Genomic DNA, 18237 nt, shown 5'->3' on the forward strand with positions numbered 1-18237 from the left:
TTTAAAGTTTATTATATCGTTTGTTTATCGGACTGTTCTGCATAATACCTACTGTCTGCATCATCAGGGTCTAACGATGGACTGATTATTGAAGTTCTCGACATTAGGGAAGAAAAGAAATGCGGAACTAATAACAAGATGGTTACAGTGGAAGCAATCAGCCCTCCTATAACAGCTCTTCCCAAGGGTGCCACTTGTTCGGCTCCGTCGCCTAAGCCCATTGCCATTGGTAACATTCCGGCAAGCATCGCCGCTGCTGTCATCAACACTGGTCTTAACCTCGACGAAGCAGCGAGCCTTGCTGCATTAGCAGGCTTAAGTGCCAGTTTTTTTCGATAATGTTCGGCTTGATTAACCAATAATACTGCATTAGAAACCGATACACCAAGCGACATAATAATACCCATATAGGATTGCAGGTTAAGCGTACTACCTGTGAGGAATAGAATGATAAGACTACCGGCAATCACAGCAGGTAATACCGATAGAATAATAAGCGGTACTTTAAACGATTGATAAAAAGCCGATAACATTAGGAATATAGCTATAATTGCTACAGCTAAACCTGCCAAAAGACTACCCAAAGTATCATCTAAAAGCTGTAGTGTACCTTCTGTCCAAACAATAGTTCCACGAGGTGGCTCTCCAGCATTTTTGATAGCTTGTTTAACTGCTCGTGAAGCTGTACCTAAATCTTTTCCGTAAAGGTTAGCCACAATGGTAACGTAACGGTTAGGTCCCTTTCTGTTTACTTGTGCTGGAGAAGTGACCCTTCGTATGGTTGCTACATCTTCAAGTACCGGGCGAAGACTTCCAGCTTTTAATGGAAGTGATCGAAGTCTTTCTTCCGACATAATACCCTCGGGGATTTGTACCTGTGTTTGAAAAACCAATCCTGACTTGGGATCAATCCATAGGTTCTTATCCGTAAAGCGGGTTGATGAAGTAGCTGTAACGAGACTACGTGTAATATCCTGCATCGTAAGTCCGAACTGCCCGGCAAGGTCACGGTTTACGTCAATTTCCATTGTTGGATAGGCAATAGGTTCGGCAATACGCACATCACGCAGATATGGAACTTTTTTTAAATTGGCTTCAATTTTTGATGCATGGGCAAAAGCGCCTTTTATCTGATTGGCTCCAACTTTAACTTCAATGGGCGTCATCGCTCCTTGCCCCATAATCTTTTCTGTCAGTTCCATCGGTTCAAAATTGAAAGAGACTTCGGGGTGGTTCTTGATAATCTTATTACGGACTTTCTCTTTGAAATCTTCCATTGATCCATCATACACTTCCTTATTGACAGATATTTGCAGTATAGCTTCGTGAGAAGAATTACTGAAAAGGAATATCGGATTTATTGGAGATCCTGCGGGGTGCATACCTACAAATGCAGAGGTAATATTTAAACCGTTGTCAGGCAGTTCTGATTTGATATCTCCTGTAATATCCTTAACAATCTGTTCTGTTTTTTCTATTCTGCTTCCCTGTGGAGCCTGTATGCGTATCTGAAAATCTCCATTATTGGAAACTGGCATTACGTCCGTACCAACAACTGTTAATAAAACCCCAGCAACTGCACTCGCTACCAGCACATAAACAACAAAAAGTGGGATAGCTTTGGTTGACCATTTACGCATCCTGTAAGAATAGTTTACTCGGAATTTTTCAAAAAAAGCTCGCTTTCTCGGAGTATTGGCTTCTGTATTGTGCTTGTTCTTCATCATCCAGTTGGCCAGTATCGGTACAAAGGTCTGTGAAGCCAAAAAAGAAGCAATCATTGCAAAGGCAACAGCCATCGATAGAGGCATAAACATATCTCTAGGAATGCCTGTCATAATTAAAGCAGGAGTCAATACAGCAAGAATACATAGTAAGATCAATAATTTCGGTATAGAAATTTCGATCAAAGCATCTATAATTGCCCGTTGCTTGGGTTTACCCATTTCCATATGTTGGTGGATATTCTCTATGGTTACTGTGGCTTCATCAACGAGAATACCGATGGAAAGAGCAAGACCACTCAATGTCATGATATTGATGGTTTGCCCTAAGAGATATAAAACAGTAACTGCTGTAAGAATGGCAATGGGGATGGTCAATACCACAATGATAGCTCCACGTGTGTCTCCCAAGAACAATAGTATGACCAATCCCGTGAAAACAGCTCCTAAAATACCTTCGTGTATAAGGTTGGAAAGGGAACGTTCGATATAATTTGATTGGTCAAATTCATAACTGACCTTTACATCTTCAGGTAATTGGTCTTTCAGCATCGGAATGGCAGCTTTTAGGTTCTCCACGGCATCCAATGTGGAGGCATCTGCTTTTTTGATAATAGGCAGGTAAACAGAACGTTTTCCGTTTATCAAAGCGTACCCTACTGTTTGATCTGCTCCGTCCTCCACACGGGCTACATCGCCAACATATATAGTACGGTTGTCGCTTGTTTTTACAGGGGTCTTCAATAGTTCTGCAGGTCCTTTAGCGATAGAGTTTATAGGAGCCATCAAGTTTTCATCTCCTATGCGAATATTTCCAGCAGGAGATGGAAGACTATTTTTAGTGATGGCAACGGTAATATCTTCGGGGCTTAATCCATTGGCTTGCATTGCGTCAGGATCGATATTGATCACGATGGAGCGTACATTTCCGCCAAAAGGAGCGGGAGAAGTAATGCCTGGGATTTGTACGAACATTGGTCTGATTTTGGTCAATGCCAATGTCTGTATTTCATTTACGGAACGCTGGTCGCTTTCAAAAACAAGGTTACCTACTGGAAGCGAACTACCGTCAAATCTTACTACCATAGGTGGAACTGCTCCGGGCGGTAGGAAACCCATTGCCCTTGAGACCGATGTTGATACCTCTCCAGCAGCTTGTGCCATATCTGTTCCGGGATAAAAGGTCAGCTTCATCAGGGTTAGCCCCTGTACGCTTTTAAAATCAATGTTTTTTACTCCACTCACAAAAAGAAGTACCTTTTGGAACTCATTAGCCATAAACCCGTCCATATAAGCGGGGGACAGTCCACCATAAGGCATAGCAACATACATCGCAGGCAATTCCACTTCGGGAAATATATCTACGTTTATTTTTTTTACGGTATTATAGGAAAAGAAAGCAATTGCTAGTACGACAACCATAATCGCAATTGGTTTTCTTAACGCAAATCTTATAATGTTCATATACGATTATTTAAAGGTTGTTGAATAAAAAGTCGAAATCTGCAGTTAGCTCCGCTTCATAAGCTAGCAATCTCCAATATTCACGGGAAGCCTCGATATGTGCATTCTCTGCCTGTTCCAGCAAAATGCGTATTTGTAAAAGTTCGCTTAGCGTAATTAAACCGCTTTTGTACCTTGCGAGGTACATATTGTACGCATCTTGCGACTGCTTTACGGCCAGCTTCGTTTTCTGAAGCTGTTGGTATTGCTGAACAACTTTTGCCTGCGAAGCTGATAAATCTGCTTGCATTGCCTGCTGGTACTGTGATTGAAGTAGCTTCGTACTTTCGGCTTCTTTGAACAGTTGTTCGCTTTTCATTCGGTTAGTATGCAGGCTAGTCAAATTCCATGTAATTCCAATACCTGCCAAAAAATTATTTGTGGTATTGCTGAACCCATCATTCCATGCTCTTGATACATTTCCGTTAGGGCTGATACCCGTTCCCCGATAAGCATAACCACCTAACAGGTTGATAGAAGGAAGAGAAGCTCTTTTTTGTGCCTCGCCACTTAAAGTATAATACTCCGATTGCTTGTCTAGCGCATCTAATATGGGGTGGGAAGGATTGATGGTATTTAACTTATTTAAACCACTTTCTATGGGATTACCGAAACGGTTGATAGATGCTGTGAAATCTATGGTATCATTGCCATACAACTCCAATAATTTAATATAAGAAGCATTTTTAAAGCCATACCATTTATCATGCTCACCCATTGCTTGTACATAGGATGACGAGGCGAGCAAGCTGTCTGCCGCAGGTCTTAGGCCTGATGCTGACAAACCCGAAGTTATTTTGCGGATGTCGTCAAGACGTTCGGCATTCTTTTGGGTCCATTGCAACTTAGCATTGTTATAAAGAAGAATGATGTACCTTTCCGATAATGTCTTTTTCAGGTTGAGCAGGTAAGCATCTTTATCGCTGACCGATTTGTTATATAAAGCACCCGCAGCCTCGTTCTGCTTACGGAGCTTTCCGAAAGAGAACATTTCCCAATTCACAATAGCGGAGCCAAAGGTATTGGCTGCGGTAGAGCTACCATCTAACGGTACTGGGCCATTTACGTTAAAAAAGCCAGGCTGCGGAAAGAAACCACCTGCACTACCTTCATAAGTTCCATAAGTATTTTGTGCCTGTGCGTTTATCTGCGGTAGCATATTGCCTTTTACTGCCCGTTGGTTGAACTTTGCGGCATCAATGTCCGATTTTTTAGCACTAATACCCGGATAATTTTCTTCTACTTTAGGCCATAAACTGCCTAAAGTTTGTTCTTTTTGTTGCTGTGCATATAGCGGAAAAGCAGCAACAACGGCTAGCCACAACAAAGTGGCCGCCATAATATGTTTGATCATATTGATGTACGATTTTTAAAAGCCGTCATGACGACTTCAGTTTATTTTTTAAAAAGGGAAAAAATAGAAATACATCCTAAATGAGACATTGTGTTCAAATTAGGAAAAGAAACTAAAGGGAGAAATGAATGAGAAGTTTTCGATATTCTAAAAAGATAGAGATAGAATTACGAATTTTTCCACTACCACCATAAAGTGGGTGTTTAGTTTCTTTTCTTTCTTGGCGGATACCAAAAAAGAAAATAGTAGTAACTGCAAGAAGAATTACTGGTAATAAATCGTGAGGACTATACGATGACTTATAATCAATTTGATTATCGACAACATCAATCTGCGAACATTTTTCAAATGTAGATAGGGATGAATTATGATTGCCTTTAGGTAAACCTTGTTCTGTTTTTGGAGGAAAACCTGCAAGTGTTTTAATACTGGCCTTAACTGAGCAAGATGAGAGAAACATCACAAGAAATGCAGCGAATACAAATAGGTATCGCTGAAAACTTTTTAGAGTATGTGACATTGTATTATTCATCAGTTCGCTAAAATACTTTAATTTGGCTAACAATCCAAACAGAACCTCGTGTTTTAATATTTTTTAACAACAAGTACTAAACTATTTGCAGAGTCAAATAGTTTAGATTATCTCGTTAATTCATTGTTTTGTTCTGTCCACTCGTTAATACCTCCTAAGTAAAGACTTAGGTTTTTAATTCCGTTTCTTTTCAATATAGAATATGCCATTGCAGCTCGTACTCCACTTTGGCAGTGAACAATAACAGGTTTATCTTTGCTGATTTTTTGAATATTTTTTTCTAATGTAGTGAGAACAATATTTTCCACACCTTTAATGTGTCCGTTGTCGTATTCGCTTTCGGTTCGAACATCTATGATTTGAACATCTTTCTTGTTCAAGTACTTTTTCAGTTCCCCAATGTTAACGAGATCGGATTTTTCCAGTGCCACATTCATCTTATTTAAGCTGATTACGAACCCATAGATGTTGTCCATCCCGATACGCATCATCTTACGTGTCAGATCCTCCATGTGGTTTTCATCAGTTATCAATACAATTTGATGTTGATAATCTATCAAAGAACCTACCCAAGTGGAAAATGATTTTCCGTTTTCGATATGCAGGCTGCCGGGAATGTGAGCTTTGGCAACCTCGTTTTTGTTGCGGGTATCAATAACCAGTAATTTGTTATCTATTGCTTTTTGAAGAGAGATCGGGCTAAGTATTGGATGAATAGGAAGCTGTATTAGCAGCGGGCGTTCCACTTTATTCAAGTGCTTCATCACGGCAAAATATTTGGGCGGGGTTGGTTGTCCATCCAAGATGTATTGTACAAATCCCTTTTCATCATTTTTAAATTGGAATGCTTTGCTATTCTGTTTTTCTTCCTTTAGTGTAGAATGAGGAATGGTGCTTAGGCTCTTACCGCAGAATGACCCAGCCCCGTGTCCAGCCCATATCTCCAAATCATCAGGTAATTTTGAAAACTTCTTTATGGAAGCATAAAGCTGTTTTGCGCCAAGTTCCTGTGAACCTACTTGTCCAGCTGCTTTTTCCAGTAGGTCGGGACGACCAACATCGCCCACGAAAATAAAATCTCCTGTAATGGCTCTTTGTGGTGTTACAGAAACTTTAGTATCTCTTACCAAAAAGGTGATGCTTTCAGGTGTATGTCCAGGTGTGTGCATTACACTCATTTCTACCTGTCCAATGGAGATTAAACTTCCGTCTTTTAATCCAGCATGTGGAAACTGATATTGCCAATCTGTTCCTCCCTCGTCAGATAGCAACAGTTCTGCACCTGTGACAGCAGCTAATTCACGGGAACCGCTTAAAAAATCTGCGTGGATGTGAGTTTCGGTTACTTTGGTTATTTTGAGGTTGTTGGTTTTGGCAATTTCCAAATAGGTATCTATATCGCGTTTGGGGTCAATAACAATAGCTTCTTTGGTATTCAGATTACCGATGATAAAACTTGCCTGTGCAAGTGTCTCATCATATACCCGCTCAAAAAAATAGCTTTGGGCTTGTAATTTATTTACTTGAAAGAACAAGATTGTAAATACAACCATAATAGTCGTAAACTTTGCTTTGATTATCATAATCAACATTATTTAGAAATTCTTAACTCACAAAGTTAGACTATCGGTTTTCTTTATACTGTAACTTTTGTTACATTCGTTGAATTGATTTTCGGTTACTCTTCTTTTTTAGTTTTTTTGAGTTGATAGGTAAAGTTTAGATAGAGATTGTTTTCATGAAGTTTTGTTGTACTAGACAAAGGTAATCTGGTAATGTGCATATAACAATGTCAAATTTTACATTTGACACAAGTTTGTATTCAATATTCAATCCTAAACGATCGTGATCAAAGAAATGATGGTATTTTGTACCAGAAAGATTAAAAAGCAATTCATTATAAATGCCCACCTTTAATTTTCTAGTAAAGTCGTGGCGAATGCCAAAACGGTTTCGAAGCCGTGTGATGTCTGCTTGATTATTGTCAAATATTCGATATTCGACGGCTGACCTATCTACTATATAAAATTTTTTAAGGATTTCGTGCTGTAATTCAACAGCCGCCGAAAAACGGATTTCACTGTTGGGTACAGCTGTTTCATCCGAATATTGTTGGATAATCTTGTAGTTCTTAAAATAGGCAAAGGGAGATAGAGAAAATTTTACATCTTCACTATGTTGATAATGTACCCAATTCCTGTAAGCAAACATTAAGTTTTTATCAAACATATTCTCGTTTTCAAAACCGTTTTGTCTCCTGTGCTGAAGCTCATTATCTATTTTGAATTTTTCGCCCACTGGAATACTTAAGGTACCTCGAAACCAAGCGTTGTAATGATCTTGTGCCTGTAAAGTTTGGGCAATAGATATCCATATCGCTGTTACCAGCAATCTTTTAAACCAATACATAAACGTTAATTAATGAGGTAGTTTATCTCTAAAATAACCGTACACCCATGTACCAACAATCGCAAAGAATAAAGTTACAATCATGACAGTTACTCCAGTTCCAATTTGTGCGAATATCGGTCCAGGACATGCACCTGTAATAGCCCAGCCTAATCCAAAAATCAGCCCACCAATGATCTGACCCTTATTAAACTTCTTATCGTGAAATTCTATTTTTTCGCCATAAATGGTTTTTATATTAAGTTTTTTAATCATAAAAACCGAAATTGCACCAACTATAACAGCACTACCGATAACACCGTACATATGAAAAGATTGAAAACGAAACATTTCTTGTATGCGATACCAACTGATTATTTCGGCTTTTATAAATACTATTCCGAATAATAAACCTACTATTAAGTATTTGATATTGTGGTACCATTTATGTTCTAAATGGCTTTCATTTATGCATACTGTGTCTAATGAGCGGCTTTCTAAATCTTTGTTTTTATCTATATTTTTCATTTGTATTATAATTTAAAGAGAGAGAATTATAGGAAGTATAATGTTTGCCATAATTAATCCGCCAATAAAAAAGCAGCAAGTAGCAATTAGCGATGGTAATTGCAGATTTGATAATCCAGAAATTGCATGTCCACTTGTGCAGCCACCTGCATAACGAGAACCAAAACCTATCATAAAACCACCGACAACCATCATTAAAAATCCTTTAATTGTAAAGAGATTTTCCCAAGAAAAAATTTCTTGTGGCAACATTCCATTGATGTTTGTTATACCATAGCTTGCCAGTTCAGTTCTCAAATTCTCATTAATGATTATAGGGTTTGGATTGGCTAAAAAACTAAAAGCGATTACACCTCCAATTAGTATTCCAACTACAAAAAATATATTCCAAATTTCTTTTTTCCAATCATATTTAAAAAAAGAAATATTAGCTGGTAAACAAGCTGCACAAGCATGACGTAAATTGGCACTAATGCCAAAATTTTTATTTCCTAAAATTAGTAATGCTGGTACTGTAAGCCCAACTAATGGGCCAGCTATGTACCAAGGCCACGGTTGTTTCAAAAATTCTAACATTTATTTTTATATATTTTCGTTAATTAATCTTGCTAATTGGTTTATGGCTACTCTTTTTCGGATAGAGTTTTCTGCTTGTTGTTAAAAGACAAAAGAACCATTGCTGTCAATAAAAATGAGAAACCTCTCAACATATTTTTTTTATTTTATCTCCTCATAGGTTATACCTTCAATTCTCTTTTTGCTTTTTGATATAGAAGTATTGCAACCCGAAACACCGCAACATCCTATGTTAAGTAAAGGCATTAAAGAAAATAATCCACCCATTGCTACAAGCCACCATTCTTTTGTCTGAATACCCTGTGCTATCACGAAAATGCCTAATGCCAATCGCAATACACGCATAAAATTCCAAGTTCTTAGATAGTTTTTCATAATCAATTTATTTTTCCAATAGCACAGCTCACATACGATTTTGCTTTTTTTAATAGATCATTATTCCCTTTTTCGGGATAACCCATTTTTGAAAGTGCATTTATAAGAATTATCTTTTCAACTGTAGCATCAATAGTTACGGTTTCGGTATCTTTGTCAATGCTTACATTTTCAACACCATTTATTTTCATTAAAGCGGTTTTTATGCTGTTCATACAGCCACCACATTTAATGTTTTCTACTGTTATATTGTGTCTCATTTTATCTTCTTTCTAAAAGTGCTAATGCCAAAAGGCAAGTACAAGGGGCAAAAACTAATGAATGATGTTAGTACGAATACTGCTGCTAATGCACCTAGTATGATGGCCAATGTTCCAGATATAACATTTGTGAAATACAAAATACCTATAACCACCGCAACCAGTATTCTGATAACTTTATCGACTGTTCCCATGTTCTTTTTCATTTCTCTATTTTTTTATGAGGTTAATAAACACTTCCGAGTTGGTTCTTGAAGGAATGCTATTGTAGCATTCTTCCATTGTTTTGATGAAATAATGCGGTTCAAAAATAGGTTTGTATTCGCAAGGACAGCCTCCAAAAGGTGGAAAAAGCTGGTTAAACTGTTTATCGAATAGCACACCTATTATTCTACCATTTTCGTTGAGTAATGAAGCTGCTTTTTTTGAATATTCATTTCTACTAGCAGGTGGAATGGCACAAAAAAATGTTTGCTCAATGATCAAATCGTAACTGCCCTGATGATTGAAAAAGTCTTCGCACAAAACATTTATCTGTGGTTTGTCAGCAAACTTTTCTTTTAACGCTTCAACTGGTTTTGGTGCAATATCTATTAGGGTAATATTTGTAAACCCATTAGCTATCAAAAATTCTGCTTCATAGGCATTTCCACAACCCGGAATAAGAATAGCTGCATTTTTATTCTGGTATTGCGTCATATACTCTGTAATGGCAGGTGAAGCGTGTCCCATATCCCAGCCTGTTTCATTTTTTTCCCATCTCTCGTTCCAATAGTTTTGATCAAGTGGGTTTTCGCATTGCGTTACACAACAGGCTATATCATTTTCTCCTTTACCCATTTGCCAACTGATTTACATTTTCCCAAGTGCCACCATTTATAACATTCTGAAAACCGCTCTGCTCCAAAATATTTTTTGCTTGTCCGCTTCTATTTCCACTTCTGCAAAAAACAACGATATTTTCCTTGCCTTTGAATTTCGTTAATTCCATTGGTACTTTATCCAATGGAATATTTATCGCTCCTTTTACACTGCCTGCTGAAAACTCTGCAGGTGTGCGGACGTCTACTAAAAACGCACCGTTTTTTATAGCTTCTGATAATTGGCTGTTATCTGTTTTGCCAAATATTGCTGAAAATAATCCCATAGTTTTAATTTTTAAGCTTTTGTACAAGATGCCTCATTACATCCAACTGTTTTACCATTTTCTACTAACCACTCTTTCATTCCTCCGGAAAAGTTTTTTACGTTTTTAAAGCCGTTTTTGACAAGGATTGAATAGGCAATGGCTGATCTATCGCCTGCCTGACAATGTATAACCACCTGTTTGTCTTTGCTAATCTTATCTAAGTTGTCGGGCAATGTTCCAACAAAAACGTTTTCTGCACCCTCTACGTGTCCTGCTTCATACTCTGATGCACCACGAACATCTACTATCTGCACATTGTCTTCTCCTATGTAGGTTTTAAATTCTTCCAAAGAAATTACATCTGAAGTTTGAAGTTCAAGTCCTGTCACATTTACATCTGAAATATAGCCCAAAATGTTGTCCAAGCCGATACGCATCAATTTACGGGTCAAATCTTCCATCTGACTGTCTTCGGCTACCAAAATAAACTGCTCTTGATAATTCAATAACCAACCGCACCAAGTAGCGAAAGAGTTATTACCCTGAATGTTTAGCGTATTAGGAATAAAACCTTTTGCAAATTCCACTTTATTGCGGGTATCTATTACCTTTATGCCTTTTTCATAGGCAGAAATAAACTGCTCTTTGGTTAGCTTTGGATGTTTCGGAACATCTATAAGCAACGGACGATCAACTTTGTTTAAGTGCTTCATCATAGCAAAGTATTTCGGTGGTTCTGGCTGGTCGGCTAAAAGATAGTCGATAAACCCTTTTTCATTTTCGCTGTATTGAAGCGCCCAGTTTCTAATTTTCTCGTAGCCAACTGTAGAACTTGCTACGGCTCCTAAAGCTTTTCCACAAGCCGAACCTGCACCATGCCCTGACCATACCTGAACATATTCTGGAAGTGCTGCAAACTTTTTTAATGAATGGAACATTTGTTTGGCTCCATCTTCTTTTGTACCGGCAAGCCCAGCAGCTTTTTCGAGTAAGTCAGGACGGCCTATGTCGCCTACAAACACAAAATCGCCTGTTAATACCATAACCGGTTTATCTGTCGCCGGATGGTCAGTCAAGAGAAAGCTGATACTTTCTGGCGTATGGCCTGGTGTATGTATTACTTCTAATGTGAGGTTGCCCACTCTGATAATATCCCCTTCTTTTAGACCTTTATGCGGAAACTGGTATTGCCAATCTTCGCCTCCTTCGTCTGAAAGGTACATTGTTGCGTTTGTTACTGCTGCAAGTTCCCTTGAACCACAAAGAAAGTCTGCATGAATGTGAGTTTCAGCTATGTGTGTAATACGGAGGTTATTTTGTTTTGCGATGTCGATGTATATATCAATATCACGTTGCGCGTCAATTACTATGGCTTCTCCAGTTTTTTGACAGCCAATAACATAACTGCCTTGTGCTAAACTTTTATCATAAACGTGTTGAAAAAACATATTCTTTAGTTTTATAGTTATTATTCTTTTTAATACTGCAAATTTGAACTAATTTTTCCGTCTGTACAGCTACTTTGGTTACACAAGAAAAATAATTTCAGGCGATACAACCTAAATAGCTAAGCTGTGCCTTTTAAAATTTTGTTCCAATACAACCATGGTAATACCTTTATTTTTAGTAACCACATTGTCCAACGCGGTTTTGCTTGGTCAAATGGGAATGTCATTTTGGGTTTGTTGTTATAGTCAAACTCTGCCAGCATTAATTTTCCGTATTGTGTAGGTATTGGGCAAGCACTGTAGCCATCATATTGAGCGGTTACTGGTTGTTTATCCATTACTTCTAATAAGTTCGTAACTACAACTGGCGCTTGTTTGCGTATTGCCGCTCCGGTTTTACTGCAGGGTGCATTGGTACAGTCTCCTAAAGCAAAAACATTGGGAAACCTTGAATGCTGCATTGTGTTCTTATTCACCTCTACATAACCATAAGGATTTGAAGCATCTGCTAAGGGGCTTTTTTTAATAAAATCTGGCGCAGATTGGGGAGGTACTGCATGGCATAAATTAAATGAAAGTGTAACTTTATTTGCTAAATCAGCTTGTGATGCCTCGTTAATACTATAACAACTAGCTGTAGTTTCTGATAATGACTGCTTTATTGTACTTGGACTGCTTTTGGTTTCAAACTCGATCGTTTTACTATTAGCATCAATTCCAATTGTATTAGCACTATAATGTACTTTAATATTACCTTTCTTTAATACTTCTTCTAATGTTACTTTATATTCAGGCACACCAAATATAACCGTTGCCCCAGAAATATAATGTATGTCACATTGATCTAAAATACCTTTCTTACGCCAATAGTCTACAGCCAGATACATGATTTTATGTGGGGCACCACCACATTTAATAGGCGTGGATGGGTTAGTAAAAACGGCTATCCCACCTTTGAAATTTTTAATCATTTCCCAGGTATATGGAGCTGAACTAAAATTATAATTACTGCTTACATTGTTTTTACCTAAAGTATCCTTTAATCCTTTTATTTTATTCCAATCTAATTGGATACCCGGACAAACAATTAAATAATCGTATAAAATTTCTTTTCCAGAACTGCAAATTACTTTGTTGGAAGTAGGATTAAATTCAGCAACTGCCTCTTTTATCCATGTCGCATTTTTTGGAATAAACTCCTTTTCATTACGGATAGTCTTTTTAATATCAAAAATTCCTGCACCAACTAATGTCCATGCAGGTTGATAATAATGATTTTCTGAGGGTTCGATAATACCAATATTTAATCCCTTTCTTTTGCGAAGTAATTGTGATGCAACAGATAATCCGGCATTTCCACCGCCAACGATAAGTATTTGATAATGCTTTTCCATATTATTATGATTTTAGTGTAATAAAGTTTCTTTTATGATAATGTAAATACCCATAAGTAGCACAAACCAGCCGAAAGCAGGCTTTAGTTTTTTACCATCTATTTTTTTAGAGAGATAGCTTCCGATAAGCACTCCCGTAATGGCTAGAGCTAAAATTTTGAAAAGAAATATCCAGTCTATTGTATAATGTGTAACGGAAATGACAAAGCCAAAAAGTGAATTAAGAGCAATGATAACTAGCGAAGTACCTATTGCTTTTTTAAATTCTAAACGCAATAAATTGACTAGGGCAGGAATGATTAAAAAGCCTCCGCCAGCGCCGATTAATCCGGTAACAAAGCCCACAAATATTCCCTGAATAACGATTAATAATGTACTTGCGGCGGGCGTGTCGGTAGGTAAACAATCTTCTCCTTTACATTTTTTTATCATGCTGTATGAAGCGAAAATCATCAGTACAGCAAAAAGCAACATCAAAAGAATGTTTTTGGTAACGGTAAAAGCTGCAATACTGAAAACTTCTTCAGGAATAGCAGGAACGATATAAGCTCTTGTTAGAAAAACGGCTACAATTGATGGAATACCAAAAATAATAGCTGTTTTGATGTTTACCAATCCTTTTTTGAAATAAGAAAAAGAGCCGACGACGCTTGTGGAGCCAACTATAAAAAGAGAATAAGCTGTAGCTAATAATGCATCAAGACCAAATAGATAAACAAGAACTGGAACAGTAAGGATGCTGCCTCCGCCGCCTATTAACCCTAAAGAGATACCTATAAAAATTGATGCTATATACCCTGTTATGTCCATAGATTTTTAAATTGTTACAACAAATTTGCATCAATTCAAAAACCTGCACAGCTACTTTTGTTACATAAGGGTTATTTTATTTCTACCTAGCCTAACCTTACCTATTTCTTCTAACTGTTTGAGTAACCTTGACACCACTACACGGGCAGTCCCAAGTTCATTAGCTAATTGTTCGTGGGTGATGTGCAGAATATTATTTTCAGTAAGTTCACGCTTTTTAATCAACAAATTCAATAAACGTTCATCTATTTTCTTAAAAGTGATGGCATTAACAATTTCCAATAATTCTTCAAAACGTTTATGGTATAAACGAAAAATATAATCTAGCCATTGCGGATATTCCTTGATGAATAAGGATACTTTATCCATGGGCAAAAAAAGTATTTCCGCATCTTCTTCCACTTCAGCTTTTACCTTACTTGTTTCATTGTGCATACCGCCTAAGAAAGACATGATACAGCTTTCACCAGCTTTGATATAGTAAAGCAAAATTTCTCTACCATCTTCTTCTGTCCGGATTACTTTCAGCGTACCTTTGGTTACAATTGGAATAGAACGGATGGAAGCATTTTCATCTAGTATAACACTTCCTGCTTCATATTCTTTTCTTATGCTATATTCATAAAGTTTGCCTATCAATTCAGGAGAGGTCTTAAATTCTGTTATTTGTTCTAATGGTTCCGTCTGCATTTGTTTAAGGCTTACTAATTAATAATATTTGTTGTTGCGGTGTTGATTTATTCTGTAATAGAAAAACGTAACCTACAAACTTACGTTATCTTCCTTTAATACTTTGTGACTTTTGTTACAAAGTTAATAGTTTCATCCCTTTTGTATCAAATGCTGCAAGTCGGGATCATTTTTAATTCGTTCCATTTCGTTTTCAACAATACTAAGAATATCTGATTTTATTTGACGGTAATTGCTTTCAATTTCTTGTTTCATTTTGTCCTCTCCTTGGTCATTGACAAAGGATAGGATTTCTGGTATCTTCTGATAGACTTTAGTTTCTGTGGCTACCTTTTCATTATCCACTACAATTTCAGCGTGGAAAATCTTTTGTTCGATACGCTCATCAAAATTATCCGAAACGGAACCCACAAACATACCCTGTGTAAGTGTTGAAATTTTGGAAGCCGGAATAAGGCTATCTAACTGTGTTGAAATAGAGGTAGATTTATCATTCCTGTTAATCGTCATACTCTGGCGTTTCTGTAAAACCTTCCCGAAACGTTCCGAAAGGCTTTTTGCCGTTTCACCAACTACCTGTCCACTGAAAATATTACCAACGGTATTTTGTATAACCTTAGCTTCTTTATCTCCGTAATCACGGATAAGCTGGGAAAAATCTTGAAAACCTAAGCACACGGCTACCTTATTACTTCTCGCCGTTGCAATCAAATTATCCAATCCCCTGAAGTAAATAGTGGGTAGCTCATCAATGATAACAGAAGTCTTCAATTGTCCTTTTTTGTTGATGAGCTTTACAATTCTTGAATTATACAATCCCAACGCTGCTGAATAAATATTTTGACGGTCGGGATTATTACCAACACATAAAATTTTTGGCTCTTTTGGATTGTTGATGTCTAAAGAAAAATCATCGCCAGTCATTACCCAGTACAACTGCGGGCTAATCATTCTTGACAACGGAATTTTTGCAGATGCGATTTGTCCCTGTAATTGGTCTTGTGCTCCGCCTTGCCACGCATCCATAAAAGGCGATAAGTAATTTTCCAAATCAGGATATGAAGTTAAAATCGTGAATACGTCCGAATACTTTTTATTAAGCAATTCAATGGCGTGTGGGAAAGTACAATACTTACCGTCCTCATAGATTTTCAGATACCAAATAATGGCAGCCAATAAAATGATTGGACTTTCTACGAAAAAATCCCCTTGTTTCTGTATCCAGCTTCGATTGAGGTTCAACATTATGGTATAAGCCGCTTCGTAAGCATCTGAAATGTCCGTCATAAAATCGGGATTGAGTGGATTACAGCGGTGGCTTTTGCGTGGGTCATCGAAATTTATCACATAAAATTTCGGCTGTATCTTGTACTTATCCCTGTGCTTCAGCAAATGGTTATAGGCAATGGTAGAGAGATCGTCAAACTTGAAATCGTAGATGTACATTGAAAAGCCTTTCTCAATCTGCTGTTTGATGTAATTGTTGACGATGGCATAGGATTTACCAGAACCTGGCGTTCCTAAAACAATCGTTGCTCTGAAAGGATTGACGATGTTAATCCAACCGTCATTCCACTTGTTTTTATAATAAAACTTTGTGGGAAGATTGACAGAATATTCGTTTTCCATCAGCTTGGTTTCCTGCTGAAAACTCTCATTTTCATTATTGAAAACATCATCCATCAAATTGGTGCGAAGCAATCGGCTCATCCAAACTCCGGCTACCATTAAAGCAACATAACCTAAACCTGTGGTAAGAATATAAAGAAATGTAGCAGTAATTAGAGGTAACTTTAATAACGGAAAGTTCAGAAAGAACAACACAAAGCCAATGCCCAAAGCCACGTAAATTTTAGACCAGGTTATCTTCTCATTCTTTACGCCTTTCGTTCCTAAACAACTTAAAGCAAGCAATACCAAAGCAAAGGTTTTAGTATATAAGGTATGTGAAAACAAACCTGCTGTTTTATCGAAGTTGCCTAATATTTTGTTGATTACTTCCAACGTCCAGCCACGTTCCATAAAGAAACCGTAGCAGAACCAATAAAGGTGCATCAGTACCAAAAGAATACTTACTGCCCTCATAAAAGCCATTATTTTGGCTAAACCTCTTAAATCGTCTTCTCCCTGCATTATTTAAGTTTTAATGTTCGGGCGTGAATTTAAAGGCTTTTGCTATCGGCTCTTAAAATGTGGAAGTTATTGGCGGTATTTGGCGGTATTTGACTAACATGTTTATTACTGACTTCTTTTGCGTTTACGCTTCTTCTTCATTTTATTAGCAAAATCTTGTTCCTCATAATCTTCGCCCTGTGCTTCGTGAAGCAAACCTCCTAATGCTTCAATCAAACCGTCTTCGTGTTTTTCAATAGTATTTAGGAAGTCGAACAAGTGATGAGGTTCTTCCGCAAAAAGATCTGCATCATTTGGTCTTGATATTTTCGATTGTAATTCAACTGGCTCTTTTATCCCAGATTTGATATTATTATTCGAATAATCATTAAAGGTATTGGCAGAAAGTTCCTTGCCCAAACGTGAACCGTTCCAAACCGTTTTAGAATTGTGGTCTATAAAAGTTATACCATAAATTCGACCTGTGTCATTTCTACGAACCACAACGTTAATGCCCTGTTCGCTCAACTGATTTTTAAAAGCCTGTTCGTTATTTGTAGATTGCAGGGCAAAGGTAACGGCAGCTTTAATGGTTGGTTTTGTCGGGTGGTTTTTTAAAACCTCTTTGCTTTTGGCAAAATGCAATTCCAAAGCTGGAAGCCCTGCGTTTTTTCCGAATAAGGAAGCCTTGAATGGATGTCCGGCTCTTTCGCCTTTCTCATTTAACGGGATGTACAATAAACCCTGTCGTACCTGTCCCCGCAATTCGCCTTCCACTTTTTCGGTGGTAATATTAAACAGGGAAAGCAAAGCATTGTATTCGCCCAAAGTCTGAAATTTATAATAATTCGGTAGATGTCGAACCACTGAAGCTATCTGACTTTTTACATCTCCAGCTTTGTAATTTACAGGACAGAAAATCTTATCGTTCTGTTTATGTTCCTTATCCGTTGCAGGGATCAACCCGTGTTTTCTTTCCAGTTCACGGCAAATATTCATAGACCGCATTTTTTCGAATTTGTCCGAAATCTTTTTGCCCTCTTCGTCCACGCAAACCGATACGATATGAATGTGACTGCGGTCAATATCGGTATGTTTAAATACCACAAAAGGCTGTTCGCCGTAACCCATTTCCCGCATATATTCTTCTGCCATTTCCCTGTACCGATCGTCGCTTACCTTATCTTTCGGGTCGGGATTGAGCGAAATATGCAATGTATGTTTCTCGGTATTGCGATTGGCTATCAGGTAAGGGGCAAAAGATTGGGCTAATTGTGCAACGGAATAATGCCCACTAGTAGTTTCAATCATCCTATTGGCAAACAAAATTTGCCCATTTTCATTCTCCACTTTGAGCTGATTGTACGCCAACGCTCCGTATAAATTTCCGCTTCTTCCAATTTTTGCTATCATT

General features: G+C 37.6%; 18 protein-coding genes. All 18 read right to left on the reverse strand.

The window, feature by feature from the left end; genetic code table 11:
* Positions 1-11: 11 nt before the first annotated feature.
* Positions 12-3188, reverse strand: coding sequence for an efflux RND transporter permease subunit (locus tag B2O97_RS17030; RefSeq protein ID WP_045753440.1), 3177 nt, complete (start codon positions 3186-3188; stop codon positions 12-14).
* 10 nt (positions 3189-3198) lie between these two features.
* Positions 3199-4581: a TolC family protein gene (locus B2O97_RS17035; protein ID WP_286767741.1), complete on the reverse strand. Its 1383-nt coding sequence runs from the start codon at positions 4579-4581 to the stop codon at positions 3199-3201.
* A 112-nt stretch (positions 4582-4693) separates the two neighbouring features.
* On the reverse strand, positions 4694-5113 hold the full coding sequence (locus B2O97_RS17040) for a hypothetical protein (RefSeq protein WP_286767742.1): 420 nt from the start codon (positions 5111-5113) through the stop codon (positions 4694-4696).
* A 107-nt stretch (positions 5114-5220) separates the two neighbouring features.
* Entirely contained in the window at positions 5221-6696 is a 1476-nt protein-coding gene (locus B2O97_RS17045) for an MBL fold metallo-hydrolase (RefSeq protein WP_084405407.1), read from the reverse strand.
* Positions 6697-6832: 136 nt separating this feature from the next.
* Positions 6833-7522: a DUF2490 domain-containing protein gene (locus B2O97_RS17050; protein ID WP_286767743.1), complete on the reverse strand. Its 690-nt coding sequence runs from the start codon at positions 7520-7522 to the stop codon at positions 6833-6835.
* A 9-nt stretch (positions 7523-7531) separates the two neighbouring features.
* Positions 7532-8029, reverse strand: a complete 498-nt coding sequence (locus B2O97_RS17055; protein WP_045753437.1) for a DUF6691 family protein — start codon at positions 8027-8029, stop codon at positions 7532-7534.
* Positions 8030-8041: 12 nt separating this feature from the next.
* Positions 8042-8605 carry a YeeE/YedE family protein gene (locus B2O97_RS17060; RefSeq protein WP_045753436.1) on the reverse strand — a complete coding sequence of 188 codons (564 nt, stop codon included), beginning with the start codon at positions 8603-8605 and terminating at the stop codon, positions 8042-8044.
* Between the two features lie 141 nt (positions 8606-8746).
* On the reverse strand, positions 8747-8980 hold the full coding sequence (locus B2O97_RS17065) for a hypothetical protein (RefSeq protein ID WP_045753435.1): 234 nt from the start codon (positions 8978-8980) through the stop codon (positions 8747-8749).
* A gap of 2 nt (positions 8981-8982) precedes the next feature.
* Positions 8983-9240 carry a heavy-metal-associated domain-containing protein gene (locus B2O97_RS17070; protein WP_286767744.1) on the reverse strand — a complete coding sequence of 86 codons (258 nt, stop codon included), beginning with the start codon at positions 9238-9240 and terminating at the stop codon, positions 8983-8985.
* Positions 9237-9446 (reverse strand): YgaP family membrane protein, encoded by a 210-nt coding sequence (locus B2O97_RS17075; protein WP_045753434.1) that lies wholly within the window; start codon positions 9444-9446, stop codon positions 9237-9239. The genes B2O97_RS17070 and B2O97_RS17075 overlap by 4 nt, the downstream gene beginning before the upstream one ends.
* A gap of 4 nt (positions 9447-9450) precedes the next feature.
* Positions 9451-10080: a methyltransferase gene (locus tag B2O97_RS17080; protein WP_045753433.1), complete on the reverse strand. Its 630-nt coding sequence runs from the start codon at positions 10078-10080 to the stop codon at positions 9451-9453.
* Complete coding sequence (locus tag B2O97_RS17085) at positions 10073-10387, reverse strand: rhodanese-like domain-containing protein (protein WP_052627542.1); 315 nt, start codon at positions 10385-10387, stop codon at positions 10073-10075. The genes B2O97_RS17080 and B2O97_RS17085 overlap by 8 nt, the downstream gene beginning before the upstream one ends.
* A gap of 11 nt (positions 10388-10398) precedes the next feature.
* On the reverse strand, positions 10399-11817 hold the full coding sequence (locus B2O97_RS17090) for an MBL fold metallo-hydrolase (RefSeq protein ID WP_045753431.1): 1419 nt from the start codon (positions 11815-11817) through the stop codon (positions 10399-10401).
* Between the two features lie 119 nt (positions 11818-11936).
* Entirely contained in the window at positions 11937-13211 is a 1275-nt protein-coding gene (locus B2O97_RS17095) for an NAD(P)/FAD-dependent oxidoreductase (RefSeq protein ID WP_045753430.1), read from the reverse strand.
* A 12-nt stretch (positions 13212-13223) separates the two neighbouring features.
* Positions 13224-14021 carry a sulfite exporter TauE/SafE family protein gene (locus B2O97_RS17100; protein WP_045753429.1) on the reverse strand — a complete coding sequence of 266 codons (798 nt, stop codon included), beginning with the start codon at positions 14019-14021 and terminating at the stop codon, positions 13224-13226.
* A gap of 60 nt (positions 14022-14081) precedes the next feature.
* A complete protein-coding gene (locus B2O97_RS17105) occupies positions 14082-14711 on the reverse strand; it encodes a Crp/Fnr family transcriptional regulator (RefSeq protein ID WP_041516034.1) in 630 nt (209 codons plus the stop codon).
* Positions 14712-14843: 132 nt separating this feature from the next.
* A complete protein-coding gene (gene mobC, locus B2O97_RS17110) occupies positions 14844-16847 on the reverse strand; it encodes a conjugal transfer protein MobC (RefSeq protein WP_286767803.1) in 2004 nt (667 codons plus the stop codon).
* A gap of 102 nt (positions 16848-16949) precedes the next feature.
* Positions 16950-18236, reverse strand: a complete 1287-nt coding sequence (gene mobB, locus B2O97_RS17115; protein ID WP_045752157.1) for a conjugal transfer protein MobB — start codon at positions 18234-18236, stop codon at positions 16950-16952.
* Position 18237 lies beyond the last annotated feature (1 nt).

Source organism: Sphingobacterium sp. UBA865 (assembly GCF_002295765.1).
Classification (GTDB): Bacteria; Bacteroidota; Bacteroidia; order Sphingobacteriales; family Sphingobacteriaceae; genus Sphingobacterium; species Sphingobacterium multivorum.